The 18,976-nt window shown below is 70.9% G+C and carries 14 protein-coding genes; 9 read left to right on the plus strand and 5 right to left on the minus strand.

What is annotated here, in order from left to right; translation table 11 throughout:
- Positions 1-40 precede the first annotated feature (40 nt).
- From AC07FN_RS04475 to AC07FN_RS04485, 3 genes are all read left to right on the plus strand, one after another.
- A complete protein-coding gene (locus AC07FN_RS04475; protein ID WP_478394348.1) occupies positions 41-1,333 on the plus strand; it encodes a DUF3100 domain-containing protein in 1,293 nt (430 codons plus the stop codon).
- A gap of 66 nt (positions 1,334-1,399) precedes the next feature.
- On the plus strand, positions 1,400-2,926 hold the full coding sequence (locus tag AC07FN_RS04480; protein ID WP_478394349.1) for an amidase family protein: 1,527 nt from the start codon (positions 1,400-1,402) through the stop codon (positions 2,924-2,926).
- Between the two features lie 326 nt (positions 2,927-3,252).
- Positions 3,253-3,663, plus strand: a complete 411-nt coding sequence (locus AC07FN_RS04485; RefSeq protein ID WP_452615700.1) for a cupin domain-containing protein — start codon at positions 3,253-3,255, stop codon at positions 3,661-3,663.
- A 9-nt stretch (positions 3,664-3,672) separates the two neighbouring features.
- Here AC07FN_RS04485 and AC07FN_RS04490 read toward each other — a convergent pair whose 3' ends face one another.
- Positions 3,673-4,575 carry a phosphotransferase enzyme family protein gene (locus tag AC07FN_RS04490; RefSeq protein WP_478394350.1) on the minus strand — a complete coding sequence of 301 codons (903 nt, stop codon included), beginning with the start codon at positions 4,573-4,575 and terminating at the stop codon, positions 3,673-3,675.
- Positions 4,576-4,648: 73 nt separating this feature from the next.
- Complete coding sequence (locus AC07FN_RS04495; protein ID WP_478394351.1) at positions 4,649-5,833, minus strand: fumarylacetoacetate hydrolase family protein; 1,185 nt, start codon at positions 5,831-5,833, stop codon at positions 4,649-4,651.
- Positions 5,834-6,126: 293 nt separating this feature from the next.
- Here AC07FN_RS04495 and AC07FN_RS04500 point away from each other — a divergent pair, with 293 nt between their 5' ends.
- On the plus strand, positions 6,127-6,879 hold the full coding sequence (locus tag AC07FN_RS04500; protein ID WP_478394352.1) for an SDR family NAD(P)-dependent oxidoreductase: 753 nt from the start codon (positions 6,127-6,129) through the stop codon (positions 6,877-6,879).
- Between the two features lie 56 nt (positions 6,880-6,935).
- Here AC07FN_RS04500 and AC07FN_RS04505 read toward each other — a convergent pair whose 3' ends face one another.
- Together AC07FN_RS04505 and AC07FN_RS04510 are read right to left on the minus strand one after the other, a co-directional pair.
- Positions 6,936-8,012, minus strand: coding sequence for a MerR family transcriptional regulator (locus AC07FN_RS04505; RefSeq protein WP_478394353.1), 1,077 nt, complete (start codon positions 8,010-8,012; stop codon positions 6,936-6,938).
- A gap of 91 nt (positions 8,013-8,103) precedes the next feature.
- Positions 8,104-8,568 (minus strand): NUDIX hydrolase, encoded by a 465-nt coding sequence (locus AC07FN_RS04510; RefSeq protein ID WP_478394354.1) that lies wholly within the window; start codon positions 8,566-8,568, stop codon positions 8,104-8,106.
- Positions 8,569-8,933: 365 nt separating this feature from the next.
- On the opposite strand from AC07FN_RS04510, the gene AC07FN_RS04515 reads away from it, so the two are divergent.
- The gene (locus tag AC07FN_RS04515; protein ID WP_478394355.1) at positions 8,934-9,932 is read left to right on the plus strand and encodes a DUF418 domain-containing protein; all 999 of its coding nucleotides are present in this window, start codon (positions 8,934-8,936) and stop codon (positions 9,930-9,932) included.
- 62 nt (positions 9,933-9,994) lie between these two features.
- Here the strand turns inward: AC07FN_RS04515 and AC07FN_RS04520 are convergent, their stop codons facing one another.
- Positions 9,995-11,221 (minus strand): phosphodiester glycosidase family protein, encoded by a 1,227-nt coding sequence (locus AC07FN_RS04520; protein ID WP_478394356.1) that lies wholly within the window; start codon positions 11,219-11,221, stop codon positions 9,995-9,997.
- A 213-nt stretch (positions 11,222-11,434) separates the two neighbouring features.
- Between AC07FN_RS04520 and AC07FN_RS04525 the strand changes: the two genes are divergently transcribed.
- From AC07FN_RS04525 to AC07FN_RS04540, 4 genes are all read left to right on the plus strand, one after another.
- Positions 11,435-14,584 (plus strand): NACHT domain-containing protein, encoded by a 3,150-nt coding sequence (locus AC07FN_RS04525; RefSeq protein WP_478394357.1) that lies wholly within the window; start codon positions 11,435-11,437, stop codon positions 14,582-14,584.
- Positions 14,585-14,693: 109 nt separating this feature from the next.
- The gene (locus AC07FN_RS04530; protein ID WP_478394358.1) at positions 14,694-15,539 is read left to right on the plus strand and encodes a TIGR04222 domain-containing membrane protein; all 846 of its coding nucleotides are present in this window, start codon (positions 14,694-14,696) and stop codon (positions 15,537-15,539) included.
- Positions 15,540-15,844: 305 nt separating this feature from the next.
- On the plus strand, positions 15,845-16,627 hold the full coding sequence (locus tag AC07FN_RS04535) for an MHYT domain-containing protein (RefSeq protein ID WP_452615691.1): 783 nt from the start codon (positions 15,845-15,847) through the stop codon (positions 16,625-16,627).
- A gap of 94 nt (positions 16,628-16,721) precedes the next feature.
- Positions 16,722-18,974, plus strand: coding sequence for a sensor histidine kinase (locus AC07FN_RS04540; protein WP_478394359.1), 2,253 nt, complete (start codon positions 16,722-16,724; stop codon positions 18,972-18,974).
- The last annotated feature ends 2 nt before the right edge of the window (positions 18,975-18,976 follow it).

Consider the following 18,976-nt stretch of genomic DNA (forward strand, 5'->3'; position numbering starts at 1 on the left):
CCCACCTCTCCTGGCGACCACGGAGGAAGCCATGTCCGGCATGACGGTTGCGCGGAAGCTGCCGCGTCCGACCCGCGGTTCGCGCGGGCGACTGGCCTTGTTCGCGCTGCTCGCGCTCGTCCTGGCCGCGGCCGCCGAAGCCATCGGCAGCCACAAGGTCGCCATCGGGCCCGGCGCGATCACCCTGTTCCCGATCATCTGGGGCCTGCTGCTCGGGGCCGTGGTGAGCATCCAGCGGTTCCGCCCGGTGCCCATCGGCATGCAGCGCGCCGCCACCTATGTGGTGGAGATGGGCGTGCTGCTGCTCGGGGTGCGGCTGGCGTTCGTGGTCGGCCACGAGCTGCCGGTGCTGAAGCAGGCGAGCTTCGCGCTGCTGTTCCAGGAGATCGGTCACCTGTTCGGCACCGTCGCGTTGTCGCTGCCGCTGGCCGTGCTCCTGCGGATGGGGCGGTCCGCGGTGGGCGCGTGCTTCTCCATCGACCGCGAGGGCTCGTTCGCGATGGTGTCCGAGCGGTTCGGGCCCGACTCCGAGGAATACCGCGGCGTGCTCGGCATGTACATCTTCGGCAGCGTCGTCGGCGCGCTGTACGTGACGCTGCTCGCGAGCCTGCTGGCCGGCAGCGGGATCCTCAGCCCGCTGGCGCTGGCGATGGGCACCGGCGTGGGGTCCGGCTCGGTGATGGCCGCCTCGTCGGCCGCGATCGCCGCGCAGTACCCGGAGCTGGCGAACCAGATCGTCGCCCTGGCCACCGTGAGCAACCTCGTGACCAGCCTCGCCGGCGTCTACATCGGCATGTTCGTCGCGCTCCCGCTGGCCGACCGCTTCTACGAGCTGCTCACCCGCGGCCGCAAGATCGAGCCCGCGGCCGCCCCGGACCTCTCGGCGGCGGAGCTCGAAAGCGGCAGCCCGAGCCGGGTCCGGCCGTTGCCGGCGATCCTCATCGCGCTGGTGACCATGTTCGTCTCCAACGCCGTCCACGCGGGCGGTGTCGAGCCCCGCGCGCTGCTCGGCTTCGCGCTGGTGGCGACCGTCGTCTTCGCCGGCCTGGGGATCAAGCGGCTGACCAAGCTGCCCGCCGTCGCCGTGACCTCCGCGCTGGCCATCCTGCTCACCTCGCCGATCTCCCCGGTCGCCGACGCGGTGATGTCGCTGGTGAAGCCGGTCGAGTTCCTCGCGATGGCGACGCCGATCCTGGTCTTCGCGGGCCTCAGCATCGGCAAGGACCTGCCCGCGCTCAAGCGGATCGGGTGGCGGATCGTCCCGGTGGGGCTGATGTCCTTCGCCGCGTCGTTCCTCGTCTCCGCGCTGATCGCGCAGGTGTTCCTCGGCTGACCGGGCGAGCGGCGGCTGCGGCGAAGAGATCTTGCGGTGATCCGCTCCGGGTTGTCTGATGACCTCATGCGCAGGACTGGCGCCATCGCGCTGATCGCGGCACTGACCGCAGGCTCGCTGATGCTGGGCAATCCCGGGGCGACCGGGCACGGGGCATTGGGCGTCGACCTCGACACGGTGACGATTTCCGAGCTCCAGGCCAGGATGTCGCGCGGAGCGCTCACCTCGTCGGAGCTGACCGCCGCCTACCTGGGGCGGATCCGCACGATCGATCCGAAGATCAAGGCGGTGCTGCGCACCGATCCGGCGGCGATGGCCCAGGCGGCCGCGAGCGATGCCCGGCACCGCCGCGGCACCGTCCTCGGCCCGCTCGACGGAATTCCCGTGCTGCTCAAGGACAACGTGAACACCCGCGATCTGCCGACGACGGCGGGCTCGCTGGCGCTGGCCGGGAGCCCGCCCGGCTCGGACGCGGTCCTGGTGACCCGTTTGCGGGACGCGGGCGCGGTCATCCTCGGGAAGACGAACCTGTCCGAGTGGGCGAACTTCCGCGCCGGGAAACCCACCTCCGGGTGGTCGGCGGTGGGCGGGCAGACCCGCAACCCGTTCGTGCTGGACCGCAACCCGTGCGGTTCGTCGTCGGGTTCCGCTGCCGCGCTCGCCGCGTCGCTGGCGCAGGTGGCCATCGGCACGGAGACCGACGGCTCCATCGTGTGCCCGGCGGGGATGAACGGGGTGGTCGGCCACAAACCGAGCCTCGGCCTCGTCAGCCAGTCCGGCGTCGTGCCGATCTCGGCGGAGCAGGACACTGCGGGCCCCATGGGGCGCAACGTCATCGACACGGCGCTGACCTTCGCGGTGCTGCAGGGCGAGGAGAGCGCGTTCTCGCCGCTGGGCGACCTGCGCGGCAAGCGAATCGGTCTGTGGCGGCTGCCGTCGCTCGGGCCGGACGTCGACGCCGTGATGGCCGCCGCGGCGCAGCGGCTCACCGCGGCGGGTGCCGCAGTGGTGGAGGTGACCCCGCCCTACCAGGACCGGCTGGGCGAGCTGGAGTTCCCGGCGCTGCTGAGCGAGTTCCACCGCGACATCGACGCGTACCTCGCGACCCGGCACGGCCCCCGCGACCTCGCCGAGCTGAGCGAGTTCAACCGCCGCACCCCGGCCGAGCAGACCTGCTTCGCCGGCCAGGAGCTCTTCGAACAGGCGCTCGCCGCGCCGCCGACGACCGATCCGCAGTACCAGGCGATGCGCGCCGAGCTGGCGGACCTCTCCCGGCGCTCGATCGACGAGACCTTGGCCGCGCACGACCTGGACGCCATCGCCGCGCCGACGAACCCGCCGGCGTGGACGACCGACTGCGAGCGCGGCGACAACGACGTGATCCCGTCCTCGACGCCGGCCGCGGTGGCGGGCTACCCGTCGGTCTCGGTACCCGCGGGTTCCGTCGGTGAGCTCCCGGTCGGGTTGCTCCTCATGGCGGGCGACCGGCAGGACGCCGAGCTGCTGTCGCTGGCGGCCGCCGCCGAGCGCGAGCTGAAGGCCTGGCGGGCGCCGCGCTACCTGCCGACGGTCGGGCCCGACCCCATCGGCTGACGCGGCTTCCACGTGCCGGATGAATCGTTCCGCCGGCAGCGCACCGGTGGGCGGATTTCCGCGCTGTTCTTCGGAATCGCGTGCCGCCTGTCGTCCGATCCGGTAGCGGGGCGCTGCGCGCCCTGGGCGGCCGCGCGGCCCCGGCGTTATGGTGCGCAGGTCCGCGGTGTTCGGCTCGAACACCGCGTGCTTGGGGGAACTGATGCGGGAATGTGCGCCACACCTCGGAAGGACCGCGGACGTGCTTTCACCGGCCGTCCACCCGCGCTGCGCCGTTGCCCGGTGCGCGCGCCGAGGGGCACTCCGCACGGGAAGGATGGATCGTCGTGACTGATGTCGCAGAGTTCGCGCTGTCCAGCCTCGCAACGGTGGTCCGGATCGAAAAGCCCTGGGGCTACGAGGAGATCTTCGCCGTGGTGGCAGGCCGATACGTCGGCAAGGTGCTGCACATCCGGGCGGGCGAGTCGATTTCGCTGCAGTACCACGAGAAGAAGGAGGAGACGATCGCCGTGCAGTCCGGCATCGTGCTCCTCGACCTGGGGCCGAACCGCGATTCGCTGGTCCGGATGGAGCTCGACCCCGGCCAGACGGCGAGCATCCCGTCCGGCGTCGTGCACCGGGTCACCGCGGTGTCCGACGCGGTCCTGCTGGAGGCATCCACGGCGGAGCCGGGCTGGCAGGCGGACATCGTCCGCCTGGAGGACGACTACGGCCGTGCCACGACCGCGGCCCGGTGACTTGCGCCGTCACGGGCGGAGTTCGGCGAAGATCTCGAGACGGCGTGCGTGGTAGGCGAGGTCTTCCGCGTCGTGCACGACGCCGAGCCGCTGCTGCTCGTGGAAGGACACCACCTCGCGGCGCAGCCGGTGCCGGATGAGCTGCGCCAGGGTTTCCTCGTCGAGGAGCCCGGCGGGCCCGTCGGCTGCGGCGTAAGCCTGCACGAACGAGCGCATCGCCGCGGTGTCGATCGCGGACTTCTCCTCGGCCCATTCCAGGGCGGCGTAGGCGACCTCGACCGCGGGCGGGACCACGCACGCCTCGTCCCAGTCCACCACGGCCGTGAGGGCGCCTCCGTCGGTCAGCGTGTTGCCCGGGTAGAAGTCGCCGTGCACGGCCTGGCGTTCCCGGTGGGTGCGGTGGAATTCCGCGAGCCACGAATCGAGTTCCGGGTCCGCGAGAGCCGGTACCGCAGGCGGTTCGGACCCGTCCAGGCCTGGTTCCAGGCCGGACGGGACGGGCCGCGGCGGCGGCCGCATCCCGGCCAAGGAACGGTGCAGCCGCGCGAGCAGCGAGGCGGCCTGCGCCGGGACGCCGGGCGTTTCGCGGGTCGGCCACGCGCCCGGGACCAGCGGCCAGACCGACATCGGGCGGCCGTCGACCCGGACCACCGCGCGCCCGTCGCCCGTGGCGACCGGAGCGACCGCCTCCGGCACCTCGGTCGAAGCGTGCGAGGCGATGGCGTAGCACCACTCGGCTTCCTCCGTGCTGCGCCACTCCGGCCCCACCCGGACGACGTGGTCGCCGACGGCGAACGCGGCGGACTCCTCGCCGCCGTGCAGCCGGACGGGATCGCCCGCGAAGCGCAGACCCCACCGGGCATCGAGCGCCTGCCGCGCGGTTTCGGTGAACGAGATGTCTGCGAACGGCACGGAATCCGGCTCCTTCACCGGCCGCTCTGGTCGCGAACGGCCGGCGCTCGATGCGGTCGGTGGGCGGTTTCGGTCACGTCGCGGTGCCCTGCAGGAGGCCGCGCGCGGCGAGATTGGTCATCAGCGCACGGATGCCGAAGGTCCAGTCGGCCGCGTCCTCCGCGGTGTTCACGACGTTGATCAGGCTACCGAGCGCGGGGGAGGAGATGCGCACGACGTCGCCGGGCTTGTGGGTGAAGCCCTGGCCGGGGACGTCGCGGTCCTCGGTGGGGGCGAACATCGTGCCGGTGAACAGCACGAACCCGTCCGGGTACTGGTGGTGGCGGCCGTGGGCGTGCCCGATCAGCTCCCGCACGTCGCGGCTGATCTCGCGGACCGGGTTGACGCCGTCCAGCCGGTAGCCGTCGGTCCCGGCGATGGCCAGGCCGATCTCCAGGTCCTGCGCGTCGTCGAGGGTGAACTGGTCGTCGAAGAGGCGGAGGAACGGGCCGATCGCGCAGGACGCATTGTTGTCCTTGGCCTCGGTGAGCAGCAGCGCGCTGCGCCCCTCGAAGTCGCGGAGGTTGACGTCGTTGCCCAGCGTCGCCGCCACCGGGACGCCGCGGGAGGTGACCGCGAGGACCAGTTCGGGCTCCGGGTTGTTCCACGTCGAGCGTTCGAGCACGCCGATCTCCGCGCCCGTGCCGACCGCGGACAGCACCGGGGCCTTGGTGAAGATCTCCGGGTCCGGGCCGATGCCGACCTCCAGGTACTGCGACCAGAGGCCCTCCTGGACGAGCACCTCCTTGATCCGCTGCGCCTCGGCGGAGCCCGGCTGCACCTGGGAGATCCGGCCTTCGATGACGTCGCCGAGCTTCGCGCGGATCTCCTCGGCCCGGCGGAGGTCGCCCTCGGCGCGCTCCTCGATCACCCGCTCCAGCATGCTCCGCACGAAGGTCACGCCCGCCGCCTTGATGACCTGCAGGTCGACCGGCGCCAGGAAGTGCGGCCGGGCGCGGTCGCCGGACAGCGTGGCCTGGAGGAGGTCGGCGAGCCGCCAGTTCCGGCCGCCCTCGTGCGTCCGCACGACCTCCCCGGCGTCGGCCCGTTCGAGCAGCCCGGCGACGGTCGGCTCGACACCGGTCAGGTCGACGACCGACGCGCCGCGCACCGCGGCGACGCACGGGCCGCCGCAGTCCGGGTCGAAGACGCGGGCGACCAGCGTCGCCCGGTCCGCGTCATCGGGCAGGACGTGATCGGCGTGGGCGGAGAGGTTCACGGTGCCTGCCTTCCTCGGGACTTGCCGGAGCGATCCGAAGGGGATTGCGATCAGCGCTCCCCGCCGGGATCCGAACGTGGCCCAGGTGATCGCGCGAACTCCGGCGCGCCGCGGCTGCGGATGGTTGCGGCGGCTGCATGGCCGAACTATGGTCCGAACATCATACGAAGTCAACCGGATTCCGGGCCCGGCGCACGCGCCCGCGCACATCGGTGTCCGATGTGGACTCGATGGGGTTCCCGCCGGGCGGGATGATCAGGCTTCGTGCCTCGGCCACGTCCCGGGAGGGGAACTTGAGCGATCTCTTCGCACTCAACGGCAAGAACGCGGTCGTCACCGGCGGCGCGCAAGGCATCGGTGAGGCGATCGTGCTGGGGCTGCGCGATGCCGGGGCGCGAGTGTTCATCTGCGACATCAACCCGGAGGTCGGCAACGCCACCGCCGAGCGGCACGGCGTCGAGTTCGTGGCCGCGGACGTCACCGACCCCGCCAGCGTGGAGGCGGCGTTCGAGCACGTGGCGACGACGGCCGGATCGCTCGACGTCGCGGTCAACAACGCCGGGATCGTGCACAACCACCCCAGCGAGGACCTCGCGGACGAGGACTGGCGGCGGGTGATGTCGGTGAACCTCGACGGCGTCTTCTACTGCTGCCGGGCGGCGGGCCGGCGGATGCTCCAGCAGAGTTCGGGGAGCATCGTCAACACCGGCAGCATGAGCGGCCACATCTCCAACCACCCGCAACCGCAATCTGCTTACAACACGGCGAAAGCGGGCGTCATCCACCTGACGAAGTCGCTGGCCGGGGAGTGGGCCGACCGCGGCGTGCGGGTCAACTCCGTCTCGCCCGGCTACGTCGGCACCGAGATGACCAAGCGCGGGATGAGCAACGAGGAGTGGCGCCGGGTCTGGGTGGGCGACACCCCGATGAAGCGGGTCGCCGAACCCCGCGAGATCGCCCCCGCCGTGGTCTTCCTGGCCTCCGACGCCAGCAGCTACTGCACCGGCACGGACCTCGTCGTCGACGGCGGCTACACCGTCTGGTGATATCGCCTGCGGACGGCCCGTCCTCGACCGGTTGGCGAGGACGGGCCGTCGGCCGGCTACGCGCGTGCGAGCGCGTCGATGACCACGAAGGCGAAGTTGTCCGGTGCGCCTGCGTCGCGGATGAGTTCGGTGAAGCGATCGACCGCTTCCCCGGGATCGCCTGCAGCCTCCAAGGCGTCGCGCAGCTGCTGTTCGGGCACTACCGCGTGGAGCCCGTCGGAGCAGAGCAGATATCGGTCGCCGCTGTGCGCTTCGCGCAGGTGGAGGTCCGGTTCAACGGTCCCGCCGCGTTGCAGGGCGCGGAGCAGCGTTGCCCGGTTCGGGTGCGTCGCCGCCTCCTCCGGCGTCAGCTTTCCCTCGTCGACCAGCGACTGCACGAAGGTGTGGTCGTGGGTGATCTGGGTGAGCTCCCCGTCGCGCAGGAGGTACGCCCTGGTGTCCCCGACGTGCGCCAAGGCGAACTGGGCGCCCGACCACAGCATCGCGGTCAGCGTGGTACCGACGTTCTCGTGCGCCGGGTCGGCTGCGAAGTCGTGGACGGCCTGCCGCGCGCCGTTCGCGGCCGCGCCGAGAGTCTTCAGCAGGTTTCCCGTGGGCGCCTCGGCGTCGAGAGCCCGGAGCGCGTCGACCGCCGCGACGCTCGCCGCGCGGTCCATGCCCTGCGCGCCGAATCCGTCGGCGACGGCGAACAGGTTCCTGCCCTCGTACACCGCGTCTTGATTCTCCTCCCGCACGAACCCCCGGTCATCTCGAGCAGCAGAGCGCAGTTGCCATTCCGCTGGTACATCGGCCATTTCGGTTTCCCTCCTCGACAGGTGATCGAGGAGGAAGGCCGCCAACTCCCCGCGGGCCGCGGTGTCGGCCTCGACCTGGCGCCAGTACGAGCCGACCTCGGCTGCCGCGGCGAGCGGGGGAAGGTCGCAGACCACCCTGATCCGGGCCAACGGCATGCCGAGCCCGCGCAGCCACGCGACCAGCCGGGCGTGTTCGAGCTGGGACCGGTCGTAGGAGCGGTAGCCCGAACGCGGATCGACGTCCGCCGGTGGCAGCAGCCCCAGCTCGTCGTAGAGCCGCAACGCCTTCGGAGTCAGCCCCGTCGCCTGCGCGAACTCGCCGATGCTCAGCCTGGACATGGCTCCCTCCTCGTCCCGGGCGTCTCGCCCGGTGACCCGACCCTGCGGGTTGTCCCTGGGTGAAGGTCAAACTCCCGCCGACGGCGGGCGGTCAGAAGCCGAAGGTCGTGACCTGGGGGAGGGTGCCGGCGCGCAGGTGCCGGAGGATGTACTGCTCGTGGGGCACGGCCGGACTCGGCGGCGTGTCCAGCGGAAACCACTGCAGATCGGCGGTCTTCTCGGGCTCGGCCCGCCTGGGCCGGCCGTTCCAGCGGCGGCATTCGAAGAAGAAGTCCACCCGTTCGTTGATCGCCCGGTGGTCGCCCTGCGTTCGGTGCATGACCGACAGCGGCACGAGGTCTCCGGCGGAGATGCCGATGCCGAGTTCTTCGGCGGCTTCCCGGCGCGCGGCGTCGATGACGGACTCACCGGATTCGACGTGGCCCGCAGCGGCCATCGCCCAATGCCCGTCCATGTACCCGGTGTTGCGGCGCAGCTGCAGCAGCACCTCCTCCTGGGCGGCCGACCTGCGGAGCGCGATGTAGACGGACGGAACGACCTGGAACCGATCAACCATGGAACCGACCCTAGCCCCAGGATTCCGGGGCCGGTGGGCGATATCGGGCTCCCCGGTAGCAGACGGGATCGGAGCGAGGAGGCGCTTTCCCGCCTTCCCGGCCGAATGGCTCGTTCTTTGGTGGCCGATCGGCTGACCGGTGCGGGCCGGACTCGGCCTTGCGGATGATCCGCGATAGGGGTGGTCGCGGCGATCCTGATCCTGATCGTGATCGGACTCGGCGATGGGCCGAGTGGGCTGCGATGTCAGGAGGAACTCGTGTCAAGCTCAGCGGCCGGTGCCGGGGCGATGAAGCCTCTGATGCGCCGGCAAGCGGTTCGGTGCGCGGACGGGCTCGCGTCGTGCGGATCGCGGAGGTGGGGTCGATGACGACTGCCGTGGCGGCACGACCGGTGCGGCGGCGCATCGGTGATCTCGACTCGCTGCGCGGGTTCGCGCTGTGCGGGATCCTGTTCGTCAACATCCCGGACATCGTGCACATGGGCTGGGGGCCTGCGATCGGGGTGGCCGATCCGGTCCGCTCGGCGCTGAACATGTTCGTGCAGCAGCGGTTCCACCCGATCTTCGCGTTCCTGTTCGGCGTGGGATTCGCGCTGTTCCTGGACCGCGCGACCGGGCGAGCGGCCCGGCCCCGGGTGCTCTTGCTGCGGAGGCTGCTGGCGCTGCTGGTCATCGGGATCGGGCACCAGTTCCTGCTGCCGGGCGAGCCGCTGCTGATCTACGCGGTCGTCGGTCTGATCGTGCTGTTGCCGACGTCGGTGCTGCCGCGGTGGGTCGCGCTCTGGGGCGGCGCCGGGCTGCTCGCGGTGGGGTTGTTCGGGCTGAACGGCGGAGTCGGCCTGGTCCCCGGCTTGTTCCTGCTCGGCGCGGCCACCGTCCGGTACAGCGTGATCGACACGCTCGACCGCCGGGCGGGGCAGCTCGCGATCACCTTCGGACTCTCCGCGGTGCTGGCCGGTTTCGCTCTCTGGTTGCAGGTCAACAGCAAGGGCTCGGCGTCGTTCTTCGTGATCTGGGCGGCGGCGGGACTGCTTGGCGGGCTCGCCTATGCGTCCGGTTTCCTGCTGTTGTGCAGGACTCGCGCCGGTGGCGTGCTTTCCGCGGCGTTCGCGCCGCTGGGGCGGATGGCGCTGACGAACTTCATCACCGCCACCCTGCTGACCTTGGCGGTGGCGCCGGTGATCGGCCTGGGGCAGGACTCCATCCGGTACGACCTGATGCTGCTGCTGGCCGCCGGGATCCTGGTGGTGCAGTGGGTGTTCTCGCGCTGGTGGCTGAGCAGATTCGCATTCGGGCCGCTGGAGTGGGTCTGGCGCTGCGTGACGTGGTGGAACCGGGTTCCGCTGCGCGGACAGGTCGTCTGACGCCGGCGTCACCCGGGGAAGGTCTTGGCGCGCGGCCGAGGTGTTTCTAGAACGCGGGTTCGTCAGCGGGCGGTGGAGAAGACGCCGATCCCGTTCGCCACGGCGCGGGGAACGCCGTCGGAGGGAACGTTCTTGATCACCGCCCGGGGCTGACCGGGGTCGCGCGCCGCCAAGGTCGACGAGCCGCCGCCGTCGAGGTTGACGGCATCGGCGGCCCCGAAGGACCGGATCAGGTCGGCCAGCTCGCGGACGCTCAGCCCGGTGCTGGCGGCGGAGCGCCCGTCCACGGTCAACAGGTACGCGATCCGCCCGTCCGAGCTGGCACCCGCGGCGGTGCGCGGCGCCAACGTCCCGGTCTCCAGGCCGGGCAACGGCTTTCCGGCGCGGAGGATCGGGAATCCGCCGACGGCGAACTCCAGCGGCGGTGCCTCGGCCGCCTCCAGCCGGGACTCGACCACGACCCGGTCGCCGAGGTTGAGCTTCTCCAGCTCGGCGGCGCCTTCCTCGCGCCCGACGAGGACGACGGTGTCACCGGGAATGGCGCCGGCGCCCGGCTCGTCGTGCTCGGCGCTGACAACGCCGTTGCGGACGACCACTTCTTCGGTGTCGGTGGTGCACGGCGCGGAGCGATCGGTGTCGGTGCCGCACACCGCTCGCACCCTGGAGACCTCGCCCCACGCCGAGGTGTAGAGCCCGATTCCGCCGACCGGCACCGCGTACTGGTTCAGGCCCGCGAGGTCGGCCGTCGTCCCGCCGCTGCGCACCACGCCGGTCAACGACACGCTGGAGACTCGCGCGCGCCGGTCGACGCCCAGACCGAACACGTCCTTCGTCGAGGTGCCCGCGGGCAATCCCGGCCCGAAGCGCTGCCCGTTGGGAACGGCGGCTTTCAGGTCCACGCCGTCGGCGATCGCGGGCCCGACCGAGGAGCCCGTCGCGGCGACGCCCTCGTGCGTCTCGCTCAGGTGGAAGAAGTCGCCGTTGACGCCTGCGACCGCCCGCTGCGCATTGGTCATGTCGTCGATCTCGTCCCGGGCGGCCACCGCGGGCGGGTGCAGCAGGTCAAGTTCGACGTCGGGATCGCGCAGGTCCGCGGTCAGCAGGTATCCGACGACCGGCCCGTGCTCGGTGGAGAGCTCGAAGGACCGGTAGGTCACGCCCGGCGCGATCTGCTCCTCGGCAAGGTGCGGCTGATCGGCCGACGCGGGCGCGGCCGGTGGTAGCAGTGCGCCGAGGAGGACGACGGCACCGAGCGCAGCCAACCAACGTGGGAATGCCGCAGAAGTCATCGCCGTCCGCCTCTCCGCAAGATCGAACCGGCGGCAGCGTAGCGCCGTGGCAGCGGCCAGGAGATTCTCCGGCGATGAATTGCCAGTGAGGCGCGGGCGAATTCCTCGTTCCCGGTGAGGGCGGAGGAACAACAGGGAGAACGGCCGGGTTCCCGAGGATCCGGGTTCTTCCGGAGGCACGTCGAGTAGGCTCGGCGGTCCTGTTCCAGCCGGTTGACATTCGGTTCAGAGGGGGACGTCATCACCGGGATGGAGACCGTCGCGGGCAAGGTCGGCCAAGCCGTTGCCCAGCGGGCCGTGAAGTCGTGGCTGGAGGAGCGCCGCAAGTCGAAGGAGCGGACCGCGTCGCTGGTGGAACTCGCCGCGGCCGAGCTGTCGACGGTGCGGCAGCGCAAGCGGTTGGAGCACCTCGCCGAAGGCATCGGGCACCAGGTCGGCGACCAGCTGGAACCGTTGCTGGAGACGAAGTTCTCGGCGTTGCCGGACAACGAGGTCCGTGCGGCGCTCGATGCGGTGGTGGACGCGATCGACGACGCGGATCTGTCCGACGAGGCGATCCTCGACGCCGACGCCGACCCTGAGGTGCTGGCGCGGCGCATCCGCCAGCAGGTGCCCAACCACGCCGGGCTGTCCGAGCTCGCCACCAGGCTCCACGACCTCGCCCTCGACCAGGCCTGCCGCTACCTGGTGCAGGTGATCCGGCAGCTGCCCGCGTTCCAGCCCCGCGCGCTCGCCGGGGTCCTCGGGCGGGCGACCGCGCAAACCGCCCAACTGGACGAGATTCTCGCCCGATTGCCCAGGACGAGCCTGCACGCCCCGCAGGGCGCGGAGAACGACGAGGAGTTCCGCGGGGAATACCTGCGGTACATCGCGAACGCGCTCGACCGGCTGGAGCTGCTCGGGCTCAGCATGCGCCATCGGCCCAGATTGTCGTTGAGCGTCGCCTACCTGAGCCTGACCGTGTCCGAGCCGGACGACGACCCGCGAAACGGCGCCGCCACGGCGGACAAGTGGTTCGCCGCCCAGGACGACCACCGCCGGACTCGAACGCGCGTGGAATCCGCGCTCACGAACCGGACCTTGGTGCGCGGCGATGCCGGTTCGGGCAAGACGACGCTGCTGGACTGGCTCGCGGTCACCGCCGCGCAGGGCGGGTTCACCGGCCGGCTCCGGGAGTGGAACGGGTGTGTGCCGCTGCCGATCCGGTTGCGGCGCTACGCCGATTCGCCGTTGCCCGCGCCGGAGCAGTTCCTGGACGAGACCGCCAAGTGGCTGGTCGGCCTGATGCCGCCCGGCTGGGTCCACCGGAGCCTGCGGTCCGGCGAGGCATTGGTGCTGGTGGACGGCGTGGACGAGCTTCGGCCCGCGAAGCGGAACCAGGTGCGGGAATGGCTGCGCGACCTGGACGCGACCTTCCCTGAGACGAAGGTGGTCGTCACGTCGCGCCCAGCGGCGGCGGACGAGCGCTGGCTGACCGAGCAGGGCTTCTCCTCGGTGCTGCTGGAGCAGATGGGGCCGACCGACGTGAAGACGTTCCTCGGCCGTTGGCACGACGCCGCCCGCGACGCCGACGCGCTGCCGTGCCCGGTCGATGCGCTTCCGGCGGCCCAACGTCGCTTGATGAACCAGCTCGACAGCCGGGAGCACCTCCGCGCGCTGGCGGCGAACCCGTTGTTGTGCGCCATGTTGTGCGCGCTCAACCTGGGGCGGACGTCGCAACTGCCGCAGAACCGGATGGAGCTCTACCAAGCCGCCCTGAGCATGCTGCTGGAACTGCGGGACGCCGAGCGGGAGATCACCGGACTGCTGAGCCTGACGGAGAAGTCCGTGCTGCTCCGCGACCTGGCGTGGCGGCTCACCCTCGGCAACCGCAGCCAGCTGTCGACGGCGAAGGCCCGCGAGCACGTCGAGCGCAAGGTGCGGTCGATGCCGAACACCACGGCCGACCCCGGCGCGATCGTCGCGCACCTGCTGGAACGCAGCGGAGTGGTGCGCGAACCGGTGCCCGGCCAGGTCGATTTCGTGCACCGGACGTTCCAGGAGTACCTCGCGGCCGCCGAAGCGATCCAGGACGGCCAGATCGAGGCACTGGTGGCCCACGCGCACCTGGATTCGTGGTGGGAAACCGTGGTGATGGCCTGCGGCCACGCCCACCGCAACGAGGTGGGCGAGCTGCTGACCGGAATCCTGGACCGCGCCGACGCCGAGCCCTCCCGGGCCCGGCGGCTGCGGCTGCTGGCGGCGGCGTGCCTGGAGACCGTGACGGATGTGGATGCCGCGGTGCACGACCGGGTCGACCAGGTCATCCGCGATCGCCTGGTGCCGCCGAGGAGCCTCCGGGAAACGGCGTCGCTGGCCTCGATCGGGCACCGGGTGCTGCACTACCTGCCCACCGACCTGACGGACCTGTCCGTTGCGGCGGCGGAGTCGACGGTGCGCACCGTCGCGCTCACGGCCACGCCGGAGGCGATGTCGCGATTGGCCTGCTACGCGAGCGATCCGCGTCCTGAGATTCAGCGGGAACTCGCGAAGGCGTGGCAGTACTTCGACCCGGAGCGCTACGCGCACGACGTGCTGGCCGATGCGCCGTTGGTGAACGGCTCGATCTGGGTGGATTCCAGGAGGTTCATCCCGCACCTGCCTGCTCTTCGCAACGTCAACCGCGCCGACGTGTGGCTGCCGAACCACGAACCGCTGGATACGCTCGAGGTCCTCGCCGGGATCAGAAAGATCGAGATGATCCGTGCCGTTCTGCGCGGGGACATCGATGTGACTCCGTTGCTGGAACATCAAGGGTTGCGGTCGGTACTGCTGTTCTTCGCCGACAGCTACACGAACCTCGCTGCGCTGGGGCAACTCCCGGAGCTTGTCCAACTGTACCTTTGGCACCGCCAGGAGCACGCAGACTTGGGTTTCCTGGAGAATCTTCCGAAACTCGTCAGCCTCTCGCTCGGTGACCTGGGCTCGGGAACGGACCTCTCACCGTTCGGGCACCTCCGAGCACTCGAGTACTTGAGCATCGACGGCTGGCCGCGCGGGTTCGCTTTGACCGCACTTCCAGAGCTTCCGAACCTCGGGAAGCTGAGACTGGGGCACCACACGGCCCCGGATGCGCTGGAGGGAATCGCGGCCCACCCGGCCCGTGTCGCCGAGCTGACCCTCGTTGGCGACGTCGTGGCGAACCTGGCACCCGTTTCCGAGATGCCGAGCCTGGAACGGCTGGTCGTGCTGGGCACGAGCAGGCAAATCGTCGACCTGCGCCCGCTCGCCGGGAGGTCGCTGCAGGTCGAATTGTCCAGACGAGATCGGCACGTTGGCCTCGGCGAGCTCGGTGATGGTGTCCGCGTGCGCTGGGTCAATTGAGGGACGCTTGCCGAAGATTCGACCCGGACAGTGCGGGGATAGCAGCCCCGGAGCCAACCCCGACGGCGGTGGGGCGTCTACCGGGGAACGGATCGATCGAGGAGGGCACGTGGACGTCGCCTGGGGGATGAGCAACTCCGAGTTCGCCTTCCTGCTCTTCTTCCTGATGGTCCTGTTGCGCGGTGGCATCTCCCTGCTCAACCTGCTGGCCAGGATCGGGCCCAAGACCGGCTACTTCGAGCCTGACCAGTACCAGCTCGCCTACCTCAGCGGCGGCGTCGACAGGGTGGCCGACAGCATCGTCGCCGAGCTCGTCGCGGCCGGGGCGCTGCGCGTCGATGCCGACGGAAAGCTGCGCGCCACCGGCATTCGCGTGCAGCACGAGTACCAGCAGCGGGTGCTGGACTGGGCGGGCGACGGCATCGCGATGGCCGAGCTGCGGCGCGCCTTCCGCCGGTCCGGGACCACCCGTGCGCTGGCGGCGTGGCTGAGCGTCCACGGCCTGATCAGCGGGTCTGGCCGGTTGCAGGCGCTGCGCGTGCTGATCGGGCTGCTCGGCGCCGTCGCCGCGGCCGGGTTGATCCGCGTCGTCGATTCGCTGATCCGCGGCTACTTCTCGCCGGAGTGCCTCCTCGTTTCGCTCGTCGTGTTCCTGTGGGTGGGAACGCTGCACCTCGGGTGGGAGCCGAAGCGCACGTTCAAGGGCGACCGGGTGGTGGACCGGGCGCGGGCCGCGTCGGAGGTGCCGGCCGGAAGCCGGCACGCTCGGCAGGCGTTCAGCCATCCGGTCCAGGTGGCCACAGCGGTGGCGATCCACGGGATGGAGCAGTACCCGGACGAGCGCGTGGTCGCCCATCTGAACATCCCGCTGCCGTGGTGGAAACGGGCTCTCCTCGGCGGCCTCGGCGGCGGCGATGGGGGAGACAGCGGCGACGGCGACGGTGGCGGGGAGTGACGCGGCGGCCCGCCGTTCCGGCAGGGCGCCGAAGATGATCGTCCTATTCGGACGTTCTCGGCCCGCGCGCGGTCGTCGTGGCGCCGGGGGGCGTTACTTAAGGGAGAATTAACCGCGTCGTATGTGGCCGGGAATCACGCACCGCGCATAGTCTGTCACTCGAAAATCTATTGTGGAGAGTGGTTGTGATCGGCGCGTGATCTGAGTATGGTCATTCGACGTGACCGGCCAGTCGGGGCAATGAGGGTCGCTTCTTGACAGGTGCCGCCTACACGCTTTAGGGAATAATGGGTCAGATAGGCTCGATGACGGAGTTCGGTTTCGGCTGGCTGACACCGGTCCTGTCGTACGTGATGGCTTGCGTCGGCGCGGCGCTCGGCTTGCGCTGCATGGTGCGCGCGCTCGCGACGACCGGCCGCGCGCGGCGCAATTGGTTGATCAACGGTGCCGTCGCGATCGGCACCGGCATCTGGACGATGCACTTCATCGCGATGCTCGGCTTCCACGTCACGGGCACCGACGTCCGCTACGACGTCCCGCTCACGGTGCTGAGCCTGGTGGTCGCCATCGTGGTGGTCGGCATCGGCGTCTTCGCGGTCGGCTACAGCCGTTCCAAGGTGCTGGCGGTGCTCGTCGGCGGCCTGATCGCCGGCGTCGGGGTGGCCGCCATGCACTACGTCGGGATGGCGGCGATGCGGCTTTCCGGCATGGTCAGCTACGCCCCCGAGATCGTCGCGTTGTCCGTGCTCATCGCCGTGGCCGCCGCGACCGCCGCGCTGTGGGCGACCCTGAACATCCACGGCCCGCTGGCCGCGTTCGGCGCCTCGCTGGTGATGGGCGTGGCGGTCAGCGCGATGCACTACACGGGCATGGCCGCCGTGAGCGTCCACCTGCACGACGTGGCCGCGCCCGTGGCCGGCGCCTCGCCGATGCAGTTCATCTTCCCGCTCACCGTCCTGCTGGGGTCGTACCTGTTCCTCACCTCGGCGTTCGTCGCGATTTCGCCGAACGCGTCGCGGAAGCCCGATTCGGACGACGCCGGGGGAGCGTCGGAGAATCCCGCGGAGACCGCCGCCGGAAGAATTTGATCAACGGAATTCCCGCCGCGCATATCGCGTGAATTGATCGGTCGCCCGCCGCGTCCGCAACAGTCGTTTCTCGAAAATCCGGGATGGATGGTTCATGCCCGAAAAACGCCGGTATTCCGGCATTGGATTCCCGCGCCTGCAACCGAAATCGGTGCGCGCGAAGACCGTTGCGCTGCTCGCGGTCCCGGTCGTTTCGCTCATGGCGCTGTGGTCGATGGCCACGGTCTCGGCGGTGCAGAGCGCGTGGACGCTGCACCAGGTCGAGCAGCTCAACGAGAAGCTGGCCGGCCCGGTCCGGGACCTGGTCGGCAGCCTGCAGGGCGAGCGCGCCGCGGCCGTGCGGTATCTGGCCGCGCCGCAACCGGCGGCGGAGCAGGCCTTCGCCGCCGAGCGCGCGCGCACCGCGCAGGCCACCACCGCGCTGCTCGACGGCGTGACCGTCGCCAGGGCCGACATCGCGAGCCTCGCCACCGACGTGAACGAGCGCATCGACGTGCTCGTCCAGGACCTCGACCGGTTCCAGAACGCCCGGCCAGCGGACTGGACCAGTGCCTACGTCGAGTACTCCGCTGCGATCGAGCACGCGTTCGCGGTGGAGGAAGTGCTGACCACCGTGCAGGACGGGCAGGCGGCCGCGACCGCACGGGTCGTCCTCCAGCACAGCCGCGTCGCGGAGACGATCGCCCGGCAGGACGCGATCGTGACCTCGGTGCCGGCGGGCGCGAGGATGACGCCCGAGCAGCACCGGGCCTTCGCCGTCGCACTCGGTGGTCAGGACGTGCTGACCGATGGCCTGCTGCCCGAACTCCCGGCTGCCGGCCAGGAGGCGTACCGGCGACTCGTCGATGGCGACGATTACCGTTCCCTCTGGGCGATGCAGAAGGACATGCTCGAAGCGGGCGCCGTCACGTTCGCCCCGGACCAGTGGCGTGGCGCGGTGCAGACCCTGACGCAGGCGGTGGACACCAGCCAGGCCAACGCTCGCGCCGCGGGCGCCGCCGAGGCGGAAGCGGCGAGCCGATCGGTGACGATGCAGGCGGTGTGGACGGTGCTCCTCGGCCTGGTCGCCGTGCTTCTCGCGCTCGCGGTGTCGGTCCGGATCGGTCGCGGCATGGTGATCGAGCTGGTCGGCCTGCGCGACTCGGCGCTGGAACTGGCGAACCGGCGGCTCCCGCAGGCGATGCGCAGGCTGCGGGCCGGGGAGAAGATCGACATCGATGCCGACGTCCCGGTGGTCGCGCCCGGCGAGGGCGAGATCGGCCAGGTCGGCGACGCGCTCAACGCGGTTCAGCGCTCGGCGCTGCAGGCCGCGGCCGAACGGGCCGAACTGCTCACGGGGGTGTCTGGGGTGTTCGTCAACCTCGCCCGGCGGAACCAGGCCCTGGTGCACCGCCAGCTCGGCATCTTGGACGGCATGGAACGCCGGACGGAAGACCCGGCCGCGCTGGAAGATCTGTTCCGGGTCGACCACCTGGCGACGCGGATGCGTCGACACGCCGAGGGGCTGATCATCATGTCCGGTGCCGCACCCGGTCGGGCCTGGCGCCAGCCGGTGCCGCTGATGGACCTGGTCCGCTCGGCGGTCTCCGAGGTCGAGGACTACCCGCGCGTCGAGGTCCGCCGGATGTCCGGGCTGTCCGTGCTCGGCTCGTCGGTCTCCGACGTCACGCACCTGTTCGCCGAACTCGTGGAGAACGCCACGACGTTCTCGCCGCCCGACAGCACCGTGCTGGTGCACGGCGAGCCGGTGGGCACCGGGTTCGTGGTGGAGATCGAGGACCGCGGCCTGGGCATGAGCCCGGAGCGGCTGGCGGAGGCCAACCGGCTGATCGCCGAGGCCCACCGGCTGGAGCTGTTCGAAAGTGATCGGCTGGGCCTGTACCTGGTGAGCCGCCTGGCGAACCGGCAGGGCATCACCGTGTCGCTGCGCCGCTCTCCCTACGGTGGTACCACGGCCGTGGTGCTGCTGCCGATGTCGATCCTCACGCCGGAACCGGCCGAGGACTCCCGCGACCAGCCGTCCGAACCGGACGAACCCGCGCGACCGCCGAAGAAGGCGATCGCGACGAGGCTGCCGGTCCGGACCGCGGTGCCGGCGCGGCAGCAGGTCTGGGTGGAGCCGGCGACGGCCGACGAGCCCGAGCCGGAACCGGACACCGGGGGTCTGCCGCGCCGGACCCGCCAGGCGAGCCTCGCCGCCGGGTTGCAAGCGGACAACCGCAAGCGAACCGACCCGGCCGCCGCGTCCATGCTCTCGCCCGACCAGGCGCGAAGCATGATGTCCGCGCTCCAGCAGGGATTCGCCCGCGGGCGCGGCGCGGCGACCGACGACTCCGCTGACGCCTGAGA

The organism is Saccharopolyspora sp. NPDC045941, assembly GCF_056431445.1.

Coding starts and splice junctions, on each gene's coding strand:
- AC07FN_RS04505 (WP_478394353.1), bottom strand. CDS start 8,012: ATGTCCAGGCTGAGCATCGGCGAGTTCGCGCAGGCGACGGGGCTGACT.
- AC07FN_RS04520 (WP_478394356.1), bottom strand. CDS start 11,221: ATGACTTCTGCGGCATTCCCACGTTGGTTGGCTGCGCTCGGTGCCGTC.
- AC07FN_RS04475 (WP_478394348.1), top strand. CDS start 41: ATGACGGTTGCGCGGAAGCTGCCGCGTCCGACCCGCGGTTCGCGCGGG.
- AC07FN_RS04535 (WP_452615691.1), top strand. CDS start 15,845: ATGACGGAGTTCGGTTTCGGCTGGCTGACACCGGTCCTGTCGTACGTG.
- AC07FN_RS04510 (WP_478394354.1), bottom strand. CDS start 8,568: ATGGTTGATCGGTTCCAGGTCGTTCCGTCCGTCTACATCGCGCTCCGC.
- AC07FN_RS04515 (WP_478394355.1), top strand. CDS start 8,934: ATGACGACTGCCGTGGCGGCACGACCGGTGCGGCGGCGCATCGGTGAT.
- AC07FN_RS04480 (WP_478394349.1), top strand. CDS start 1,400: ATGCGCAGGACTGGCGCCATCGCGCTGATCGCGGCACTGACCGCAGGC.
- AC07FN_RS04540 (WP_478394359.1), top strand. CDS start 16,722: ATGCCCGAAAAACGCCGGTATTCCGGCATTGGATTCCCGCGCCTGCAA.